Source organism: Stenotrophomonas sp. YJH_SMC_64 (genome assembly GCF_059371375.1).
The window spans coordinates 102,767-121,441 of record NZ_JCAFUN010000012.1; the positions used below are offsets into that span (position 1 = coordinate 102,767).

Here is an 18,675-nt window from a genome sequence, read left to right on the forward strand (position 1 = left end):
ACGCTCCGCCCGCCATAGCCGGCAGACGGATTGCCCGCCGGCGCCACGAGGGGTGACGCCGACGGGCAAGCGTTGTTAAACAAGCGCACGGGTTTTCGAAGCCCGGCCATCCTTTTTCGATGGCACGTCATCTGTACGCGTGCTGCTGCGCGGTGCCAATCAGAACAGTTGCATTCAACGCTTGATCAAAGACGCTTTTGGCATTTTTGCACGCTGTTAAGCTGTCGCAGACGCAGGCGCCGCAACGGCCGTAGCGGCATGGGGAATATGCGACATGGGTCGAAGTTGATGACGTGGCGTACGGGCACCCCACCAAGTCGATGACGACAGTGCGGGGCGAAGAACGCAATTCGACTCCCACACACTTTGATCTGTCAGTGCTCTTCGCGTCTCTCGTACCAGGCTTGTGTACGGTTCACGATCCGCACCACGGACAGCATGACCGGTACCTCGATCAGCACACCCACCACGGTGGCCAGCGCCGCTCCCGAGTGCACGCCGAACAGTCCCACCGCTGTGGCCACAGCCAGTTCGAAGAAGTTGCTCGCACCAATCAGCGCTGACGGGCCGGCCACGCAATGCGCCACGCCCAGACGGCGGTTCAGAAGGTAGGCCAGGCCCGAAGTGAAATAGACCTGGATCAGGATCGGCACCGCAATCATCGCGATCACCAGCGGTTGCTTCACGATCTGCTGGCCCTGGAACCCGAACAGCAGCACCAGCGTCAGCAGCAGCGCGGACAGGGACAGCGGGCCCAGCCGTCGAAGCGCGCGCTGCAGGCCCGCCTCGCCGCTGCGCGAAAGCATCCAGCGCCGCAGCAACGCGGCCACCAGCACGGGCACCACGATGTAGAGGCCAACCGACAACAGCAGCGTGTCCCAGGGCACAGTGATCGCCGACAGGCCGAGCAGCAGCGCAACCACCGGCGCATACGCGACCACCATGATCGCGTCGTTCAAGGCCACCTGGCTCAGGGTGAAGTTGGCATCACCGCGGCACAGGTTGCTCCACACGAACACCATGGCGGTGCAGGGCGCGGCCGCCAGCAGGATCAAACCGGCGATGTAGCTGTCGATCTGTGCTGCGGGCAGCCAGTCCGCGAAGGCATGGCGCAGGAACAGCCAGCCCAGCAGCGCCATCGAGAACGGCTTCACGGCCCAGTTGATGAACAGTGTCACGCCGATGCCCTTCCAGTGCTGCTGCAACTGGCGCATCGCAGTGAAGTCGACCTTCAGCAGCATCGGGATGATCATCAGCCAGATCAGCACCGCAACCGGCAGGTTGACTTTGGCCACTTCGGCGGAGGCCAGCACCGCGAAGGCATCGGGCAGGACGTGGCCCAGCAGCGTGCCCATCGCAATGCACAGCACAACCCACAGCGTCAGGTGTCGCTCGAACAGGCTCATGGCAGTGGCACCGTCATTGTGCGCCGTCGGTCGGCAGCAGCTGGCCGATCCGGTCCAGCGCGTGCTGCAGCGCTTCGCGTTCGGACCACACCGATTCGGGCAGTGCGAGCAGCGCACGCAGGCGCGTTTTCACGATGGCATGGGCCAGTGCGAAGGCCGCGGCCTTGTCGGCATCGCTGCCTGCCACGGCGGCCGGATCAGGCAGGCCCCAGTGGCTGCGGATGAAGTCACCGAACACCACAGGGCAGGCTTCGGCAGCGGCCGCGTCACACACGGTGATCACCAGATCCATCGGGGCTGCATCCACGAACTCATCCCACGACTTGCTGCGCAGCCCTTCAACGGGCATTCCTTCGGCCTGCAACTGGGCGAGCGCGAAGGGATTGATCTGGCCAGTGGGCTGGCTGCCCGCACTGAATGCGCTGAAGTGATCGCCGCCCCAGGCGCGCAGGGTGGCTTCAGCCAGCACGCTGCGCGCGCTGTTGCCGGTGCAGAGGAACAAGACATTGCGGGTCATGTGGCTTCCGTGGTCAGTGAGTGGCTTGGACATGCACAGCGCGCTGGCCGGGCAGAGACTAGTGAACTCGGCAGAGCTGCGGATCGCCTCCGCTATCTGCGCGCGATCGCATCCGGCATAGCCGTGCCGCGCGAACCATGGGCCTGCCGACGTCGTCAGCAGCACCAGTTCCCAGACCTGCATGCGGCGGGCCATGTCCTCGGCCGCTGACAGCAACGCGCGCCCAAGGCCGGTATTGCGTTGGTCGTCGGACACCACCAGCGAGCGAAGCAGGGCCGACGCGCCGAAGATCTGCAATCCAACGGCACCCACGGGAACGCCGTCGAGGTCTGCGACGAGAAACGCCACCTCGCTGCTTTCCAGATCGGCCACGGGCAACTGCGCCTGCTGCAGAAGGTCACGGATGGAGCACAGGTCGTCGCGCGTGCCTGCACGAATCACCGGGTCGGGTTTCATCTCAGCACCTGCATGCCGGTTCGCTCACCGCGCACCGCTCATCCGGGGAGCCCGCGCAGCAGTTGTGCGTCAGGTACTGGATCAAGCCGTTCATCGCATCGAAGTTGGCGCGGTAGCAGACGTGGCGGCCTTGGCTTTCGCTCTCCACCAGCCCGGCCTGCACCAGCTCCTTCAGGTGGAAGCTGAGCGTGGCTGGGGGTACCTGCAGGGCCGTGGCGATGTCGCCCGCCATGAGCCCTGCCCGGCCCGCCTCCACCAGCAGTCGGAAGGCAGCCAGGCGGGTGGCATGGCCGAGGGCGGTCAGGGCGGTGATTGCATTAGATGTTTCCATATTTCTAGAATAGTCGAATGAATGAGCCAATCACAAGCCTGGACCTGCCCAACCTGCTGGAATCGTCATTGCCCCAGCCCAATCATCACCAGCTCGCCGCGGCAGATCTGGGGCCGCCACGCATTCTCCTGCTCTACGGCTCGCTGCGGCCCCAGTCGTTCAGCCGCAAGCTTGCGCTGGAAGCCGAGCGGCTGCTGCGCCACCTGGGGTGCGAAACCCGGGTGTTCGATCCGCATGCGCTGCCGATGCTGGACAGCGTGGACAGGAATCACCCCGAAGTGCAGCGACTGCGCGAATGGTCACAGTGGTCGGAAGGGCAGGTCTGGGTCAGCCCCGAGCGGCATGGCACGGTCACCGGCGTGTTCAAGAACCAGATCGACTGGTTGCCGCTGGAAGATGGCAGCGTGCGGCCCACGCAGGGCAGGACGCTGGCGGTGATGCAGGTGAGTGGCGGCTCGCAGTCGTTCAACACCGTCAACACGTTGCGCGTGCTCGGCCGCTGGATGCGCATGCTGACCATCCCCAACCAGTCATCGGTGGCCAAGGCCTGGCAGGAATTCGATGACGATGGGCGCATGAAGCCCTCGCCGTACTACGACCGCGTGGTGGATGTGATGGAGGAGCTTGTGAAGTTCACGCTGCTGACGCGAGGGCGGTCGGACTACCTGGTGGACCGCTACAGCGAGCGGAAGGGCGACGCGCATGCCGCGGTAATGGCGCGGGCCGCAGGGGCTGCGGCTTCCTGAATTCCAATCTGCCGACGAGCGTATTACTTGCTTGCGCGCCGCGCGCCCTTCTCGTCTTCGTCCTTCGCATCCCCGCGGCTCTGCGCGAACTCCGGGAAGGTCTTCGCGATCGAATCCTTGTCCGGCAGGATGTAGAACACGCCGCCCTTCTCGAACATGGGCTGCACGATCTGCCCGTAGAACGCGGGCGAGACATTGATGCAACCGTGGGTGACGCGGTTGTCGTCCGGCGTGGGCGATGCCAGTCGTTCGGCACGCTTTTCCTTCGGGCTGCCCGGCGGCAGCGGGTGCATTGAAACCGCGGAATCGTAATCCACCCACAGCACGCGCCCGGCATCGTCGGAGGGGCCGTAGCCACCGATGAAGCGGCCGGCCGGCGTGGTGCGGTCGTGGCCGGGAATCGCGCTCAGTGCCAGCTTGGCGACGCCGGGTGCGGAATGATCGCCGATAGCCGAACCGAACAGCGCCGGTGCCGCGCCACGCAGCTTGCCGTCACCGCTGAAGATCAGAACCTGCGCCGCCGCCTTGTCCATGACTGCGAACGGATAGCCCTGGTTGTCCTTGCTGGCGACGACCCAGCCGGCCAGCTCGATCACCGTTTCGGACACGCTCTGGTCAGCCGGAAGTTCATCAACGGCGGCTACCGGTGATGCAGGTGCGTCCTTGTCCCTGGCGTTGGCTACGCCGCTGCACGCAACGACCAGTGCCATGGCCAGTGCGGCATGGAGGGCGCGGCGTGCAGGGGAGGAGTAGGTACGAATGAGACGGCTCCTTGCAATGCAGTCTTGGGTGGAAGGACGCCAGTGGCCGGCGAAGGCCACTGGTTCCCGATACAGAGATGGATCAATTCAAGCAGTGAGGGAGCGATTACCCGCGCGGCTTGCGGCCGGCCGGTGCCCTTTCAAGCTGCTGCACGCGGCCTTCGATCTGGTCCAGACGCTGGTTGGCCTGCTGTGCGGACTGGTTGGCGGATTCCGCACTCTGCGCAGCACCCTGCACCTTGACGTCGAGCTGATCGAGACGCGAGTTGATGGTTGCAAACTCGTTCTTGTAAGAGGCGCAGGCGCCAAGGCTGACGGTGGCGATGAGCGCTACAGCAAGTGCGCGGGCCGTCTTCATGTGTTGCGGGTTCAGGTTCATTGCACTCCCTCCTTCGTCTGGGGAAGCTGGAATATAGCGGCGTTTGTTCCCGTCGCTACCAAGCGCTTTCAGCTGGAATTTGAATACGTGGATGGGCTGTGAAATCTCTCCATCAATAAACCTTAACAAGCGGGATAAGGCGGGCTGATCTGCGGCGGCGAAGTGCCTTGCGCCTGCTCAAGATCGCCAATTCATCAGTATGAAGTGGGCGTCACAATGCGTAGCTTTGGCACGCCTGCAAGCCGGGAATGGATATTTGCGCAAGGTGAGGCGCTGGATGGAGCTTGGACCTCATCCGTCCATTCTCGGCCAAAACGAAGGTGAGGTAGTCCCCTGTGGCCCCAGTAATTTGAGAGGCAACCCACTGTTGGGACGCGTCAAAGTACCGAGCTAGTTCAGCGACAACCTGCAAACCGGAACTGGCTGCTCACGCTCCAGATCAAACGGCACGACGAGAAGTTGCAGTTGTTCGTTGAAGTGGAACGGTGGTAGCGACACATTGAATCGCGAAGTCTTGGGATAAAAAAGGTACATGATGCCCGTGCCATCCAGGTACTTCTGGCCATAGGCATACAGCTGGTAGAAATCCGCTTGGGACAGGCCGTACTTCTGTTCGCCGTTGTCCAGAGCAGCATCGAGCAACTTCCATTTGGCGTCTGCGACCACGCGCCGGCCATCGTGCTCAATCAAGAAGTCGGGACGCAGCTGGAACCAGTGTTGATCGCGGTGTTTGGCTAAGTAGTGGCGTGCTGCCTGCGGTGTGAATTTGGTCCCTGTCGGTAGCCATTGGCGCAGTCCCTGTCCGACGAACTGCTCATACACCTTTTCCATCGGGAACAGCAGACTTTGGCCGTTGCTGGTGCCGACCACCGTCAAGGGCATCTGCCCGTGCAGGATCAGCGAGCACCAACCCCGCACAGGTGCGTAGTGCGCCATCAGGCGATCATCTCGCCATTGCTGGAAGTCAGCAGCCGCGTTGTTGCTGACGGGGATCTCATGCAGATGGTGGGCAAGCTCGTTTGCCAAGCGCCAATTGCCTGGTTCACGGGTGTGCTTGCGAACCACCTCCAGTGCCGAGCGGATGAGTCGGTTCTCGGCGCGATCAGCGTCGAACACGTCATGCTCCACTTGGAAGACGTGGGCTCGCCCCGCAGGCTGGCGAACTTGCCGGGCCATCAACAGCCGACCACTCAGATAGCGCAGCTCTTCCTGCACCGGGTGGTAGTCAAAGCGTAGGCCGCGCTTGACCAGATAGTCCACGCGCTGTAAGAACTCCCGCGCCACCCATTCGGTCAGCGGGGCATCAAAGGTACGTAGTGCCGTAGGGCTGGACTGGCGCGGCGTCAGGTTCAGGCAGCGCGCCAGCATCTTCTGCAGCAGATTACGCCCGGCTTCGATGTTCTCACTCTGCTCCATGGCTTTGGGCAGGATCTCGATGCGAGTGCCACAGGGTGATTCCAGCACACCGACATAGCTGTCCAAGCGCAGTTCGCGCCGGTCTTCCAGCTCAACCAGCCGGGCGACGCTGCCAGAGCCCCGCAAGCGTGAGCTCTCGGCCAGTAACCAGTCAAACGCAGTCTGTGAAATCTGCGCCAGCATCTCCGACGCGGGCACATTGGCCGTGGTCAGGCGCGCATGCTCTCGGACGGTGATCAGCACGCTCACTGGTTTGCTTCGGTCAGCTTATAGATGCTCAGGTAGCTTTCGGGGTCTTCGAAAGCCCCAGCATTGATCTGCCAATGACCGCCATTGGCGAATCCAGCTTTGCCAAACAAGGCGAGCTCATCGTAGGTGGGCTGGCTGAGGAACTGGTGCGCTTTGGCCTTGCGCGGATCATTCAGTACCAGTGCGATCCTTTCCCAATCGTCGAAGAAGTACTCCTGCAACAGTGGCAGAATTTGCCTCCGGAATACGCCCTTCAGCTCTTCCAACGACTGGATGCCAATGAAATAGGCGTGGCCCAGCAGATGGTCACGACCCAGCAGCACCTCGATACGATTGTTCATGACGATAAGCAGTTGCTGCAGGTCGATACCGGCCACATTGCCTAGCAAGTCGGGCCTGGGCGGCATCTCTTCGAACACAAAGCGGCGGCGCAGGGCCACATCCAACCCGGCCAACGAGCGGTCGGCGGTATTCATGGTGCCGATCAGGTACACATTGTCCGGCACGCTGAACTTGTCCTGCGAGTAGGGCAAGGTTGCTTCGAGTGCTTCCGGTTTACCGGCTCGCTTGGATTCCTCGATCAAGGTGATGAGCTCGCCGAAGATCCGGGAAATGTTTCCGCGGTTGATCTCGTCGATGACCAATACCCGCGGCGCCTTGTCCTGCGTCTCCTCAGCGGGTGCAAGCAGTTTGGCTAGCTTGTCCATATTTATCGAACCGGGGCGCAACTCGTAAATGGTCATCTGACTGAAGCGGTTCTCCATCAACTCGGCGTATGGCAGGCCGGTGTCATACACGCGCAACCAGTTGACCTTGCGGCCCTGCGAGTAGCTGTCGTTTTCACGCGGGACGTGCAGGTACTCGCTGGTGACCTCGCCAATAGCGCGGAAACGCAGGTTTCCCTGGGTGACCACAAACAGGTCGCCGGCTTTGACCTGGCGGATGAAGATATTGAGCGCCGTGACTGGGTAATCGGAAGCGTCCCGCTCTGGGGTGGCCTTCTGGTACCTGTGGGCGATGTCGTTGCGCGTCTTGACGCCGCTGTAGTCTGCATCGGTGCCGAAGCCAATCAGGGCCAAACCTTGCTTGATGCAGTCCTCGTAGACACCCTCCTCGATGCCGGCCTCGCCCAGGGAGATCTTCCAGATCCGGCGGCCCTTCAGGTCGATTGGCTTGCCGGTCGATTGAACCACCCGGCGGCGGGCTGCATTGCACAGCTGCTTGAACACGCCATCCTCGGTCGCATACTCGATCTGGTGGGTGGCTTCGTTGGTACCTGCGCGAATTCCTTCCACAAAGTCTTCGTAGCTGAAGCTTTGATGGAAGGTAACGAACTTGATCTGCTCGGCCGCAACGTATGCATCAAACTTCTGCTTCATCTCCTCACGGCTGCCAGTGAAGCTGGGCTCAATGATTGCCAACGCTTTGTCGACGGTAGCAAAGGTCTTGCCGGTGCCCGGCGGTCCAAAGAGGATCTGGTTCAGAGGCTGAGTAGTCACGTTGGGCCCTGAAGTCGGCAAAGCGGAGATTAGGGGAGGGAGCTGCTTGGACTCGTACCAGTTGCAGAGTTCGACGAGCTCATCCATTGAGGACACCCGCACCGTGTAGGCCTGCTGGCCGGCAGCCAGACGCGGCGCATGGCTGCTCAGATGGTGATTTCGGCTCTTCTCCGCCGGGTAATCGCCTATCCGCTCTTCCTGGATCTGCGCAGGTCGCGCATCGACGAAGATCTGCAGGGCGACTTTCTTGGCAGGATTAGCGCCGGGATCAAAAGCCAATTGCCGGTCTGCCTGCGTCCTAAAGGCAGCAATGTGCGAAGTGCCGCTGTAGCTGTCCGGATAGCGCTCGTCCAGGTAGTCCATAGCGACCTGCGCGTCGAATGGCGCACTTTGGCTATTCTCCCAAGCGCCGTGGGAGAGCTCCGCAAACGGTTGGCTTGAGTGCTTTCGCACAGCATCCAGCACCGCTAGGTAAGCCGGAAGCGTGCGTTCCGGGCGGGGAACACCGATGGTCAGCAGCCACGGACGAGTCTGCCTGTCGATAGGAAAGTACAAGTCTGGCGCTACGTAGAACAAGGTTTGCGTCAGCTTGGTGAAACCCGTGCTGGGAATCTTCAGTGCTCGCGCAAATGTGTCTGCGTCTAGGCCGGCCCTGGCCTCCTTGAACAGCGTCCATAGCGTGGGAATCATCCAATCTTCCCGCTTGCGCTGATACGGGAACAACCAGACTTTCATAGCATTGGCACTGGGCACGCCATCGAAATCGGTCGGTGCTGCTACGTTCAGCCCCGCGACCTCAATCAATCGAGCAAACAATTGCTTACGCCTTTCGACCCCGTACTTCATGAACATGCAGAAGAAAGTGAACGGATCGATGGACTGCAGTGGTATCGTCTTTGCGTTCTCATCCCTGTCCTCAAGGCCGGCATCGATGCCGACCTCTTTGAGAACCTGGATCAACTCGGGCTGTCGGGTTTCAAAACCGCTCAGCCAGTCGGCCACTGCCCGGAAGACGGGAATCCATGTGAAATTGGCGGAACTCATCGGCTGCGTTCCTTCCCTACCGAAGGGTGGATGATCATTTGCGCCGCTGCTTCATCGCCTTTTGCGCGCTAGCCTTGGCGGCCTGGAGGCGCTCAAGCAGCGCACTAGCAGGTTCATCTTGCGGATCCTGTGGCACCAGTTCGCCGCGGAAGGCCTTGGTCAGTAGCGCGGAAGTGAGCTTGCTCACCCGGGAGCGGGCGGCTTCGTACTGGACGTGCACCTTATCGGCTTGGGCTAACAGTGCTTCGGCGCGGCGGATGATCTCAGCTTGCTCATCAAGTGGAGGAATCAAGATTGGGAATTCTTTCACCTTTGTAAGATTGAGATTGGGTTGATTTCCGCCCTCTGCCAACTCACGCATTGCGTAGTAGTTCGCTTCTAGAACAAACCGAACATATCGTCGATCTGCTCTTCCTTCATCGACCTGTACTGCGGCACAGGCCTGATTGATGGTCGCTGGAATCGCAAGTTCGGTAACTTGGCCACGTGTCTTTCCTTCTCCATACATAGCAACTAGAAGCGTCCCGGCTGGATACACCTTCAAACGGTGTGCCTTAATGGCATCTGCAGTCACAAACTCTTCCGCGCTGATCACAAATCGTTCCGAAGTCGCGGCACTCGTGATCCAGGGTGTTCCTTGCTCAGCGTAAAATGACTTGTTGGCTCGCAGCGGCGTGGAGCCAGTGCCGACTTGCGCGACAAACTGAAGATCAGTCTCGCGCCACTCCGCTTTCTTCCCGTCACGCCACTCCTTCGTCAGTTCGCCGCTGGTGGCTGCGGTCAGCACTGATTGGCGAAACCGCTTGAGGAGCACAGGCACGCAATCAAGTCGTCCGCGCGCCGCATCTACGTGGGCCAGCAGGGCGTCGAGCTTGTCGGCGATACGGGTTTGTTCAGACAGTGGCGCTAGTACGAATGGTGCGGCCTTGCCGGTGTCGGTGCCGAGGCGTGGCATGTTCAACCCATGGCTCACCTCTGTGACGTAACTGAGGAAGCGCGGATGCTTGAGCCAATAGAAAACGTAGCGACTGTCCGTGACTTCAGTCGGTGTGATCGGAACGATCTCGGTGGTGCAGTACCCATCGGCATCGGCTACGACTACTTTGTTCAAGTACGGACGTAGCTTGCCGTAGAGAACGTCGCCGTTGTAAAAGCGATTCTTTGTGCTTTTCGATTTGCGCTCGCCGAAGCTTGCCCGACTGATGATCTTCGAAGTGTCTTTCTCGATGTCTTCCAACTCAAGAATCCACGCGTCGTCCGCGATGGCGTCAGGCTCCACCTTTTCGGCCTTGCCGTAATCAATCACCGCGCCGAGAGTGGTCTCAGTCCAGCTCTTGGGTAGCGCGTTCATGCGTCTTCTTCCTCAATTCCAAACTCAGCAAGGATGGCGCGCAACTCATCCATGGCCCCTTCCAGCTCGGCAATGGCCAGCTGCGCCAAGTCCTCCGGTGGCAGTAGCTCGCCAGCCGCTGCGCCACTCTCATCCTTCAGCCACGCGATATCCAGCGAATCACCGCGCGCCTTGATCTCGCCACGGCTGAACTTGCGGAAGCGCCCCTCCACGCCGGTGTCACTGCGCTTGGCCGATCCATCCGGTTGGTCGCCAAAGGCATCTTCAAATGCGACGAAATGCTCTCGCGTCAGCGGCGTGCGCTTGCCAAACTGCGGCATGTTGGCGCGCAGGTCGTACACCCACACGTCTTTGGTATTGCCCCTGTCGGTCTTGCCGCGAGTGAAGAACAGCACATTGGTCTTTACCCCCTGCGCGTAGAAGATGCCGGTGGGTAGGCGCAGAATGGTGTGCAGGTTGCACTTTTCCATCAGATCGCGACGGACATCCGCACCAACGTTGGCCTCGAACAGCACATTGTCCGGCAGAACCACTGCCGCGCGACCGCCGGGCTTGAGCCAGCGATAAATGTGCTGCAGAAACGCCAACTGCTTGTTACTAGTGGGATAGGTGAAGTCGTCGCGAGTCGGCAAGCCGCCGCCTTTCTTCGTGCCGAACGGTGGGTTGGTCAGGATCAGATCGGCCTTCGGCAACTGCTGACCTTCCCTGGACAGCGTGTCGCCGAAACGCAGACCCGCGTCCTCATCTGAATCCAGCTCGTGCAGCATCAGGTTCATCAGGCCTAGACGATGGGTATCCTGCACAAGCTCCATGCCGTGGAATTGTCGGCGGAAGCGTTTGTAGGCCTTCTCATCCAGCGCATACATGTCGTTGTGCTCGCGGATGTGGTGGTTAGCCGCAATTAAGAAGCCCCCGGTGCCGGCGGCCGGATCTTGGATGCATTCACCCAATTGCGGTTGCATCAGCGCCACCATGCTGTCGATCAGTACCCGCGGAGTGAAGTACTGGCCCGCGCCGGACTTCTTCTCGTTGGCGTTCTTTTCCAGCAGGCCTTCGTAGAGGTCCCCCAGGCCTTCAGTCTTGGCGCTGTACCAGTCGATGGCATCAATGGCCTTCACCAGTGCGGTCAGCGTGGCGGGCTTTTTGATGAAGCTGCTGGCGTTGGCGAAGATCTCGCGGTTCAGGCGGCTGCCATGCGAGCCCAAGTGAATTAGTGTCGTCTTGTAGAACTCCAAGCGATCAGGAGCGGATGTGCGCTCCAGATCATCCCAACGGTGGCCGGCGGGTAATTCGCTTTCGGCACCTGTTTCCTTGGCCATTTTCAGGAATAGCAACCAGGTCAGCTCACTAACGTACTGATGGTAGGTGACACCGTCGTCACGGAGAACGTTGCACAGGTTCCACAGCTTTCCGACGATATCGGAGGTCATCTTGTCCATTGCTCTGAATTCTCTCGGTTACTGATTGGCTGCGTGCAGCCATATGGCTTCACTCATATCGGCCAGTAGCTCGTTGAGCTGGCCTTCGAATAGTTGGTTGAGGCGGCGGAACCCACCCTGTTCGCGCAGCGGGCCCTCGTTGATGGATTGCTCGTCGAGCACGATGTTGGCCTTGATCTGCGCGGCGATCTTCTTCAGCCAGTTCTGCTGGTTTGGGTTGAGGCCACGCTTTGCGATCAGCGATTGCACCGCATTGTCCACACGCTGTTCCCAAGGCACCAGGGCCTCGCCCAGTGCCGCCTGCCGCACGAAGCCAAGCACGCGGGCGGCAATCTCATGGTTCTTGGCTTGTGCCCAAGCGTGGGTAAGGGATTTTTCGTCGAAGTTGTTGCCTTCCAGTGCGGCGACGAGCTCTTTCAAGTCCTTGCGAGTCAGGTCACGCGGGCGCTGCACCACGGCCACCAAAGCCGGGAGCATGTTGCCGTTCTCCTTGATGAACTGGGCAAAACGCTCCAGATAGTCTTCCGGCTTGCCGTACGCCGGGCTGACCTCGGCAATCCGATCAGGGTGTTGAGAAACCACCACCGGGTCCCTCGGGTACTCCCGTGCCTTGTCCAGCAATTCGCCCAGCCCCGGATGGTGCTTGAACCACTGGGCCAATGCATGGATGTCGCTGCTCTTGAGGAAGTTGCCGAATTCATCGACCTTGGTGCCAGTGGATTCCAGCGCTGCCACCTGCACCTCGGTCAGGTGACGCTTCTTGCGCTGCCACTTGGCCAACATTTGGTCACGGGCCTGAGTGGCGATGTCCTCGCCAGCATGCTCTGAGACTTCGCCAATCAACTGGGTAAAGTCAATGCCGGGGTTCACCACCACCGGTTTCATGCTGTTGACGGGTTCAAGGGTCTTGTACAGGTTCACCGCGTCGAAGATGCGGAACACGTCCTTGCCGATGTCATCGCAGCGGCGGGTTGCACGGCCCAGCATCTGTTCGTACAGGATGCGGCTGTTTACCCGCCGCAGAAATACCAAGTTGCAGATGGCCGGCACGTCGATGCCGGTGGTCAGCAGGTCCACGGTTACGGCAATGGTCGGATTATTCTCGTTCTTATAGTGCTTGATCAGCGACAGCGGCTTGTCCGAGGCGCCGGTGATCTTCACGATGGTGTCGTCGCCAACCTCATCGAAACCGGCATCCTGGTAAGCCTGCTTGAGCAGACGTACAAGCAGATCGGCATGCTCATCGGTCGCGCAGAACACCAGGGTCTTGGCCGGCCCATAAGGGTCGATATGCCGGGTCAGTTCCGCGCACACAACCTGGTTGAAGGACTCTGTCAGCACCTTCTTATTGAACTGGCTCACGTCGAAATTCAGAGTGTCGGGCGTTCTGTAGCTGTCCACCGCCTTGGTCTGGGCGTTGAGCACCAGCACCTCGTCTCCTTTGGCGTAATGGATGCCGCTGTCGCTCAGCTCGGTCTTGATGACCGTGGCGGGGTCATGGTCGATCAGCCAGCCATCCAGCACTGCTTCCCGGTAGGAATACACAAATACCGGCTTGCCGAAGATCTCGGTAGTGTGCAGAGCAGGTGTGGCCGTCAAACCAATCTTCACCGCATCGAAATGGTCCAGCACGCGGCGGTACATGGAGATGTAATCAGACTGGTCGCGGAAGTCAGACTCCGCCTGCGACATCTCGCGGTCGAGAAGATAACCGCGGTGGCACTCGTCAACCACGATGCAATCGTAGGCGTCGATTGGGATCCCGCCGTTCTCACTATTGAGAGCCCGTTTGACCATGCCCTGCACGGTGGAGATGTGGACCATCGTTTCCGCCTCCGGCCGTGCTTCGTCAATTTCCTTGATGCCAAAGATGTCGGCAAAGGACTGCAAGTTCTCAATGCGGGTGTCTTTGAAACTGTCGGCGGCCTGCTCGCCCAAGGCGCTGCGGTCAACCAGGAAAAGGATTCGGCGGAACCGCTGCGCCTTGAGCAGTCGGTACACCAGCGCAATGCAGGTCTTGGTCTTGCCAGTGCCGGTAGCCATCGCCACAAGCAGTTCTTGCTGGCCAGCCTTTATCGCGGCCTCGACGGCCAAGATGGCATCGCGTTGGTAGCGACGAAGCGGGAACTCGAATTCCACCGGGGTCGCTTCAAGTTTTGCAGCCGCGGCGTCGATGTCCTGCTTGAGCAGCTCGGTCAGACCGGTGGGCGTATGCCAACCTTCCAGCGGCTTACTGGTGTTCTGTACCCGACGCAGGTCGCAGAACCACACCCCGCTGGCCATCTGATACTGGCGCTGGAACGGGCGGCCATTGGTGGCGTAGACGAACGGCAGCTTGTACTTACCCTGCCATTGAGTATCGAGCCACTCACCGCCGTCGCCGATGATGCCACGGGCATAGCGCTTGGCTTGCTCGATGTCGCCATAAACATTCTTGCTGGCACGCTTGGCCTCGACCACGGCGACCAGTCGCGTGCCGATAAACAAGGCGTAGTCAGCACGGTCACCACCCTCGCAAGGCCATTCGGCAATGGCCATGTTCCGGCCCGATTCGGGCACGGTGCGGTGGCTGCGGTAGTTGAGCGCCTCGGAATCGGTTTCCCAACCAGCGTCGCGTAGTTGCTGGTCGATGAGCACCCGGGTGGCCGCTTCGTCAAGGTCGAGCCGGCTTGCCGCCTGATTGGCAACCTGCTGCAGTTGGGTCATGAATGCGGCCGACTGGCCGGCCGCCTGGGACTGCAGCGCCCTGAGTTCGGCTAGCTGTGCCTTGCTGGCATCCGCTTCATTGGTGAAGGACTGGGCGAGCTCCTCCCAGAGTTTGGCGTCGGCTTTGGCCTGTACCAGTTGTCGGGCCACGGCTTCCGATTTTTCCGCCTCGGTCCTGAGCGCGGCATCGGATTGCCGGAGTTTGATCTCCAGTTCGGCCATCTGCTTGTGGAGTTCTGCAGCATCCTCCGCCGGCGCAGGAGGGGGGATGAAAGCGCTGCCTCTGAAAGCCGAGTCATGAAAGCTGCGTTGGAACCAGACGGCCAATTGGGTCGCCATCTTGAGACCCTGCAGGGCTTCGGCGTGACTACCGTTCAATTGGTGGTTGGCTTGGTTGCCGGCTTTGCGAATCCAGTGAAACAGATCCGCCACTTCGCGCGGTAGCCAGCCCCTCTGCCGAAGACGGCTAAGCAGGGTTGCCTGATTGTCTTCCTCCGGGACATAAAGCCCAGCGCGAGCGGCAACCTGCTGGGCCAGCAGTTCAGCGAACTGGCGCAGTTTGAGCAGGCAGGTATTAGGGTCCTCGCTGAAAAAGCGCTCCGCTCGGCCGCCAAGTTGAGCCAGATCTGCCTGAACTCGAGCTAGATGCGCAAAATTGGAGCGTTGTGGTTCGGCCATTCTCCATCCCCTGGACGGCCCCCCTGTGGGCCTATAGCGATTCTATCCGACGGGGACCACACGTAGAGAATTGGCAGGGTCTGCCGGTGAAGGCAGTTCAAGGGCTGTCGCAGGTTCTAGGGCGCTTCCCTGTCTGGGACTTCTGAGTACTGATCTGCCGGAGGACCCTGGGCCGAGCTTTACCGGCGTAGAGGTTGTCCCAAATGCGAGGAGAGGCATGAAGATTGGCTCTCATCGAGGAACAGATCCAGTGCCTACCGGCGCAAGGGGAGCGAGCTGGATCCATGAATTGCATAGCAGTTGTGCTTTCGATTCGCCCAATTTCCTTTGCTGGAGCAAGTCTGGTTGATTGGCGTCTACTCGGCGGGTGGAGAGGCTGGTCGCCGATGCGAGTGCATGCGAGCACGGTCATTTCACAGCAATGCGGAGTTCCCTGAACGCCAGCCTTATTTATACACCAGTCAGTTCAATATTCAGGATTGATTAGACCCCCTAACGGATAATTCACACCTGTCGACCGCCTCCTTTCTCTCCCCCTCCCGGGAGGCGGTCGACGAAACCAAAATAATTAAAGGTGTGTCCCGATGAACAAGAATTCGCTGCTTGCCCTGGGTCTTCTGGCTGCTCTGCCGTTCGCTGCATCGGCAACCGATGGCCTGTCGTACAACTACGTTGAAGGCGGCTACGTGAACACCGATGCCAAGGGCGGCGACGCCGATGGCTGGAAGGTGAAGGGTTCCGTTGCGGTGCACCCGAACTTCCACGTCTTTGGCGACTACAGCGCCCAGGAAACCGACAAGTTCAAGAATGACGTCGACCAGTGGCGCCTGGGTGTCGGCTACAACTACGGCATCGCACCGAACACCGATCTGGTGGCCCGTGTTGCGTACCAGAAGTACGACGAGAAGCGCGGCCTGGACTTCAACGGCTACTCCACCGAAGTGGGCGTGCGCACCGCGTTCAATCCGTACGTGGAAGGCTACGTGATGGCCGGCTACGAAGATTTCAGCAAGAAGCACGGTATCAACCCGGACGGCGAGTTCTACGGCCGTGTCGGCGCCACCGCCAAGTTCAACCAGAACTGGGGCCTGAGTGGCGAAGTGAAGCTGGCCAAGGCCGGCGACCGCGAGTGGTTCGTGGGCCCGCGCTTCACCTGGTAACAAACGCCTGTCGTTAGTGCGTGTTGTGCTGGCGTGTGACTCTCTCTCTCTCCCACACGCCAACCGAAGCCCGGCCTCGCGCCGGGCTTCACTTTTATGGGCCCTGTGGCGCCACAATGTGGCATGGGCGACCCTTCCTCTCTCGCAGGTACCGGCACGGCCTACCAGGAGCGTCCGGCGCCTGCGCCGCTGCGCGGCCACTTTGGTCAGCTGTGGCAGAGCCAGCTTCCTGACGATGCCGGTGGGCACATCACCGTACTGCCCGATGGTTGCGTGGATATCCTCTGGCGCGACGGTGCGTTGTTCGTGGTCGGCCCGGACCGCGTGGCCGCGCACCCGGCGCTGGCACCCGGTGCGCAGGTGCTGGGGGCACGCTTCCGTCCCGGCCAGGCATTGGCCGCGCTGGGCCTGCCCCTGGCCGAGATCATCGGCCAGGCCGTGCCACTGGCCGATCTGAAGGGCGCGTGGGCGAGCAAGGCGGCGGCCTCCATTGGTGACACCGCGCCTGCACAGCGCCTGCAGCGGATGGCGCACTGCCTGCAACAGCATATGGGTGCGTCCGCGCTCGATACCCCGGCGCAGCGTGCACATGCCCTGTTCCAGGCGCTCGCCATTGGTGACGCCACGCTGGATACGCTGGCGGCACGCCTGAGCCTGAGTCCGCGCAGCCTGCGGCGCTTCAGCCAGTCGCAGTTCGGCTACGGCACCAAGACGCTGGAGCGGATCCTGCGCCTGCAACGTTTTCTTCGCCACAGCCGCGCGCTGCCGCAGCACTCGCTGGCGATGCTGGCCGCCGAGGCCGGCTATGCCGACCAGGCCCATCTCAGTCGCGAGGCGCGTGAGCTGAGTGGCATGACCGCACGCGAACTGCGTCTGGAGTGGGGCCAATGATGGCCGTTTCGTTCAAGACCTCGATACCGCGCTGATTGAAGCTGGGGCTCCCACCACGGAGCCACGCCATGAGCCACGTCGCACCCCACGATGCCGAATGCCGCATCGACAACATCGAATTCAACGTCGCCGACATTGCCCGCAGCAAACGCTTCTACGGCGAGGTGTTCGGTTGGCACTTCACCGACTACGGGCCGGCCTACACCGAGTTCGACGATGGCCGCCTGAAAGGCGGCTTCGTGGCCGACGCGCCGGTGCGTGCCCACGGCGGGCCGCTGGTGATCCTCTACTGCGCGGACCTGGCCGATGCACAGCAGCGTGTGACTGCCGCTGGGGGCGAGGTGGTGCAGGCGGTGTTCGCGTTCCCTGGTGGCCGCCGCTTCCAGTTCCGCGATCTGGATGGCTACGAGTTGGCGGTCTGGAGTGATGTGGACTGAGGCCTTCGTAGCTTCGCCGGTGGACGGAACGAGAACCGCTCCGTCCCCGGTCAGGCGGTTCCGCTATGATCGCCCGCACATCGCCACACGCGATGCGCCCGCCTCAAGCCAGCAGGAACCGCCGTGAACTCCCAGCCCGCACCGATCACCGCCGTCAACCACACGCTCGACAACGAGCCGCAGCAGATCACCGCGCCACTGACCCATTCGGCGGCGTTCCTGGTGCTGAAGGTGAAGGATGACGAGGCGTCGATCGCCAAGGCACGCGAGGTGCTGGCCAGCACCGACGACCTGATCAAGAACACCGCCATCCGCGAGATCGAACGCACCTTCACCTGCAACGTGGCCATCGGCCACCGCGTGTGGAAGCCGCTGGTGGGCACCACGCCACCGCGTGAGCTGCAGCCGTTCCGCGAGATCAAGGGCGCGACCCACACCGCCGTGTCCACGCCGGGCGACCTGCTGTACCACGTCCGTGCACGTACCATGGACCTGATCGTGGCGTTCGAGCGCAACCTGCTGATGGCCTTTGGCGATGCGGTGGAGACGGTCGATGACGTGGCCGGCTTCCGCTATTTCGATGGCCGCGACCTGCTCGATTTCGTTGACGGCACCGCCAACCCGGAAGGGCTGTCACTGCCGGAAGCCACCATCGTGGGCGAGGAAGACCCGGAGCATGCCGGCGGCAGTTACGTGGTGGTGCAGAAGTACCTGCACAACCTCGATGCCTGGCGCGCGCAGAAGACCGAAGCGCAGGAAGCGATCATCGGCCGCACCAAGCACGACAACATCGAGCTGGATGATGCGCCGGCCGATGCGCAGAAGTCGCACAAGACGCTGTGCACCATCGAGGATGCCGACGGCGAGCACGAGATCCTGCGCGACAACATGCCGTTCGCCAACCCGGGTCGCGGCGAGTACGGCACCTACTTCATCGGCTACACGCGCCGCCTGTGGGTGATCGAGAAGATGCTCGAGCGCATGTTCATCGGCAATCCCGCACCGCTGCATGACCGCATCCTTGATTTCTCCACCGCCACCACCGGCGTGACCTTCTTCGCGCCCTCGCGCAAGGTGCTGGCCGACCTGGGCGACTGATCGCGGCTCTCGTCCTTGCGCATGCTACTGGCGCTCTGTTCCAGTAGATCCACGCCATGCGTGGATGGTGCGCACGTTGCCCGTAGCAGCCACGCATGGCGTGGCTCTACT

Annotated in this window: 15 protein-coding genes and 1 pseudogene; 5 read left to right on the forward strand and 11 right to left on the reverse strand. The window is 61.2% G+C overall.

Annotated features, from left to right (window positions below; genetic code table 11):
- Positions 1 to 374: 374 nt before the first annotated feature.
- From arsB to AC5P9L_RS14350, 4 genes and pseudogenes are all read right to left on the reverse strand, one after another.
- On the reverse strand, positions 375 to 1,406 hold the full coding sequence (gene arsB, locus AC5P9L_RS14335) for an ACR3 family arsenite efflux transporter (RefSeq protein WP_227415402.1): 1,032 nt from the start codon (positions 1,404 to 1,406) through the stop codon (positions 375 to 377).
- 13 nt (positions 1,407 to 1,419) lie between these two features.
- The gene (locus AC5P9L_RS14340; protein ID WP_043034987.1) at positions 1,420 to 1,923 is read right to left on the reverse strand and encodes an arsenate reductase ArsC; all 504 of its coding nucleotides are present in this window, start codon (positions 1,921 to 1,923) and stop codon (positions 1,420 to 1,422) included.
- A gap of 36 nt (positions 1,924 to 1,959) precedes the next feature.
- Positions 1,960 to 2,379: pseudogene (arsN2, locus tag AC5P9L_RS14345) on the reverse strand (arsenic resistance N-acetyltransferase ArsN2); the annotation flags it as partial.
- 1 nt (position 2,380) lies between these two features.
- Complete coding sequence (locus AC5P9L_RS14350) at positions 2,381 to 2,710, reverse strand: ArsR/SmtB family transcription factor (protein ID WP_495230646.1); 330 nt, start codon at positions 2,708 to 2,710, stop codon at positions 2,381 to 2,383.
- Positions 2,711 to 2,727: 17 nt separating this feature from the next.
- Here AC5P9L_RS14350 and arsH point away from each other — a divergent pair, with 17 nt between their 5' ends.
- Positions 2,728 to 3,456 (forward strand): arsenical resistance protein ArsH, encoded by a 729-nt coding sequence (gene arsH, locus AC5P9L_RS14355; RefSeq protein WP_043034948.1) that lies wholly within the window; start codon positions 2,728 to 2,730, stop codon positions 3,454 to 3,456.
- A gap of 23 nt (positions 3,457 to 3,479) precedes the next feature.
- Here the strand turns inward: arsH and AC5P9L_RS14360 are convergent, their stop codons facing one another.
- The 7 genes from AC5P9L_RS14360 to hsdR all read right to left on the reverse strand — a co-directional run bounded on the left by AC5P9L_RS14360 (position 3,480) and on the right by hsdR (position 14,978).
- The gene (locus AC5P9L_RS14360; protein ID WP_043034949.1) at positions 3,480 to 4,166 is read right to left on the reverse strand and encodes a L,D-transpeptidase family protein; all 687 of its coding nucleotides are present in this window, start codon (positions 4,164 to 4,166) and stop codon (positions 3,480 to 3,482) included.
- Positions 4,167 to 4,323: 157 nt separating this feature from the next.
- Entirely contained in the window at positions 4,324 to 4,596 is a 273-nt protein-coding gene (locus AC5P9L_RS14365) for a hypothetical protein (protein ID WP_010487149.1), read from the reverse strand.
- Between the two features lie 390 nt (positions 4,597 to 4,986).
- Positions 4,987 to 6,261 carry an McrC family protein gene (locus AC5P9L_RS14370; protein WP_043034950.1) on the reverse strand — a complete coding sequence of 425 codons (1,275 nt, stop codon included), beginning with the start codon at positions 6,259 to 6,261 and terminating at the stop codon, positions 4,987 to 4,989.
- Positions 6,258 to 8,804, reverse strand: a complete 2,547-nt coding sequence (locus AC5P9L_RS14375) for a DUF8426 domain-containing protein (protein ID WP_111189275.1) — start codon at positions 8,802 to 8,804, stop codon at positions 6,258 to 6,260. Before AC5P9L_RS14375 ends, AC5P9L_RS14370 begins: the two co-directional genes overlap by 4 nt.
- A 34-nt stretch (positions 8,805 to 8,838) precedes the next feature.
- Positions 8,839 to 10,155: a restriction endonuclease subunit S gene (locus AC5P9L_RS14380; RefSeq protein ID WP_052504362.1), complete on the reverse strand. Its 1,317-nt coding sequence runs from the start codon at positions 10,153 to 10,155 to the stop codon at positions 8,839 to 8,841.
- Positions 10,152 to 11,594, reverse strand: a complete 1,443-nt coding sequence (locus AC5P9L_RS14385) for a class I SAM-dependent DNA methyltransferase (RefSeq protein WP_043034952.1) — start codon at positions 11,592 to 11,594, stop codon at positions 10,152 to 10,154. The genes AC5P9L_RS14380 and AC5P9L_RS14385 overlap by 4 nt, the downstream gene beginning before the upstream one ends.
- A gap of 18 nt (positions 11,595 to 11,612) precedes the next feature.
- On the reverse strand, positions 11,613 to 14,978 hold the full coding sequence (hsdR, locus tag AC5P9L_RS14390; RefSeq protein ID WP_043034954.1) for a type I restriction-modification system endonuclease: 3,366 nt from the start codon (positions 14,976 to 14,978) through the stop codon (positions 11,613 to 11,615).
- Between the two features lie 584 nt (positions 14,979 to 15,562).
- Here hsdR and AC5P9L_RS14395 point away from each other — a divergent pair.
- The 4 genes from AC5P9L_RS14395 (at position 15,563) to AC5P9L_RS14410 (ending at position 18,564) form a co-directional block, all read left to right on the forward strand.
- Positions 15,563 to 16,138: an OmpO family porin gene (locus AC5P9L_RS14395; RefSeq protein ID WP_043034956.1), complete on the forward strand. Its 576-nt coding sequence runs from the start codon at positions 15,563 to 15,565 to the stop codon at positions 16,136 to 16,138.
- 123 nt (positions 16,139 to 16,261) lie between these two features.
- The gene (locus tag AC5P9L_RS14400; RefSeq protein WP_495230643.1) at positions 16,262 to 17,029 is read left to right on the forward strand and encodes a helix-turn-helix transcriptional regulator; all 768 of its coding nucleotides are present in this window, start codon (positions 16,262 to 16,264) and stop codon (positions 17,027 to 17,029) included.
- Positions 17,030 to 17,097: 68 nt separating this feature from the next.
- Positions 17,098 to 17,466 carry a VOC family protein gene (locus AC5P9L_RS14405; RefSeq protein ID WP_043034959.1) on the forward strand — a complete coding sequence of 123 codons (369 nt, stop codon included), beginning with the start codon at positions 17,098 to 17,100 and terminating at the stop codon, positions 17,464 to 17,466.
- Between the two features lie 123 nt (positions 17,467 to 17,589).
- Positions 17,590 to 18,564, forward strand: coding sequence for a Dyp-type peroxidase (locus AC5P9L_RS14410; RefSeq protein ID WP_043034960.1), 975 nt, complete (start codon positions 17,590 to 17,592; stop codon positions 18,562 to 18,564).
- Positions 18,565 to 18,675 lie beyond the last annotated feature (111 nt).

Excerpts from the sequence above, each read along its gene's own strand:
- arsB (WP_227415402.1), bottom strand. The coding sequence starts at position 1,406 with ATGAGCCTGTTCGAGCGACACCTGACGCTGTGGGTTGTGCTGTGCATT.
- AC5P9L_RS14340 (WP_043034987.1), bottom strand. The coding sequence starts at position 1,923 with ATGACCCGCAATGTCTTGTTCCTCTGCACCGGCAACAGCGCGCGCAGC.
- AC5P9L_RS14350 (WP_495230646.1), bottom strand. The coding sequence starts at position 2,710 with ATGGAAACATCTAATGCAATCACCGCCCTGACCGCCCTCGGCCATGCC.
- arsH (WP_043034948.1), top strand. The coding sequence starts at position 2,728 with ATGAATGAGCCAATCACAAGCCTGGACCTGCCCAACCTGCTGGAATCG.
- AC5P9L_RS14360 (WP_043034949.1), bottom strand. The coding sequence starts at position 4,166 with ATGGCACTGGTCGTTGCGTGCAGCGGCGTAGCCAACGCCAGGGACAAG.
- AC5P9L_RS14365 (WP_010487149.1), bottom strand. The coding sequence starts at position 4,596 with ATGAACCTGAACCCGCAACACATGAAGACGGCCCGCGCACTTGCTGTA.
- AC5P9L_RS14375 (WP_111189275.1), bottom strand. The coding sequence starts at position 8,804 with ATGAGTTCCGCCAATTTCACATGGATTCCCGTCTTCCGGGCAGTGGCC.
- AC5P9L_RS14380 (WP_052504362.1), bottom strand. The coding sequence starts at position 10,155 with ATGAACGCGCTACCCAAGAGCTGGACTGAGACCACTCTCGGCGCGGTG.
- AC5P9L_RS14385 (WP_043034952.1), bottom strand. The coding sequence starts at position 11,594 with ATGGACAAGATGACCTCCGATATCGTCGGAAAGCTGTGGAACCTGTGC.
- hsdR (WP_043034954.1), bottom strand. The coding sequence starts at position 14,978 with ATGGCCGAACCACAACGCTCCAATTTTGCGCATCTAGCTCGAGTTCAG.
- AC5P9L_RS14395 (WP_043034956.1), top strand. The coding sequence starts at position 15,563 with ATGAACAAGAATTCGCTGCTTGCCCTGGGTCTTCTGGCTGCTCTGCCG.
- AC5P9L_RS14400 (WP_495230643.1), top strand. The coding sequence starts at position 16,262 with ATGGGCGACCCTTCCTCTCTCGCAGGTACCGGCACGGCCTACCAGGAG.
- AC5P9L_RS14405 (WP_043034959.1), top strand. The coding sequence starts at position 17,098 with ATGAGCCACGTCGCACCCCACGATGCCGAATGCCGCATCGACAACATC.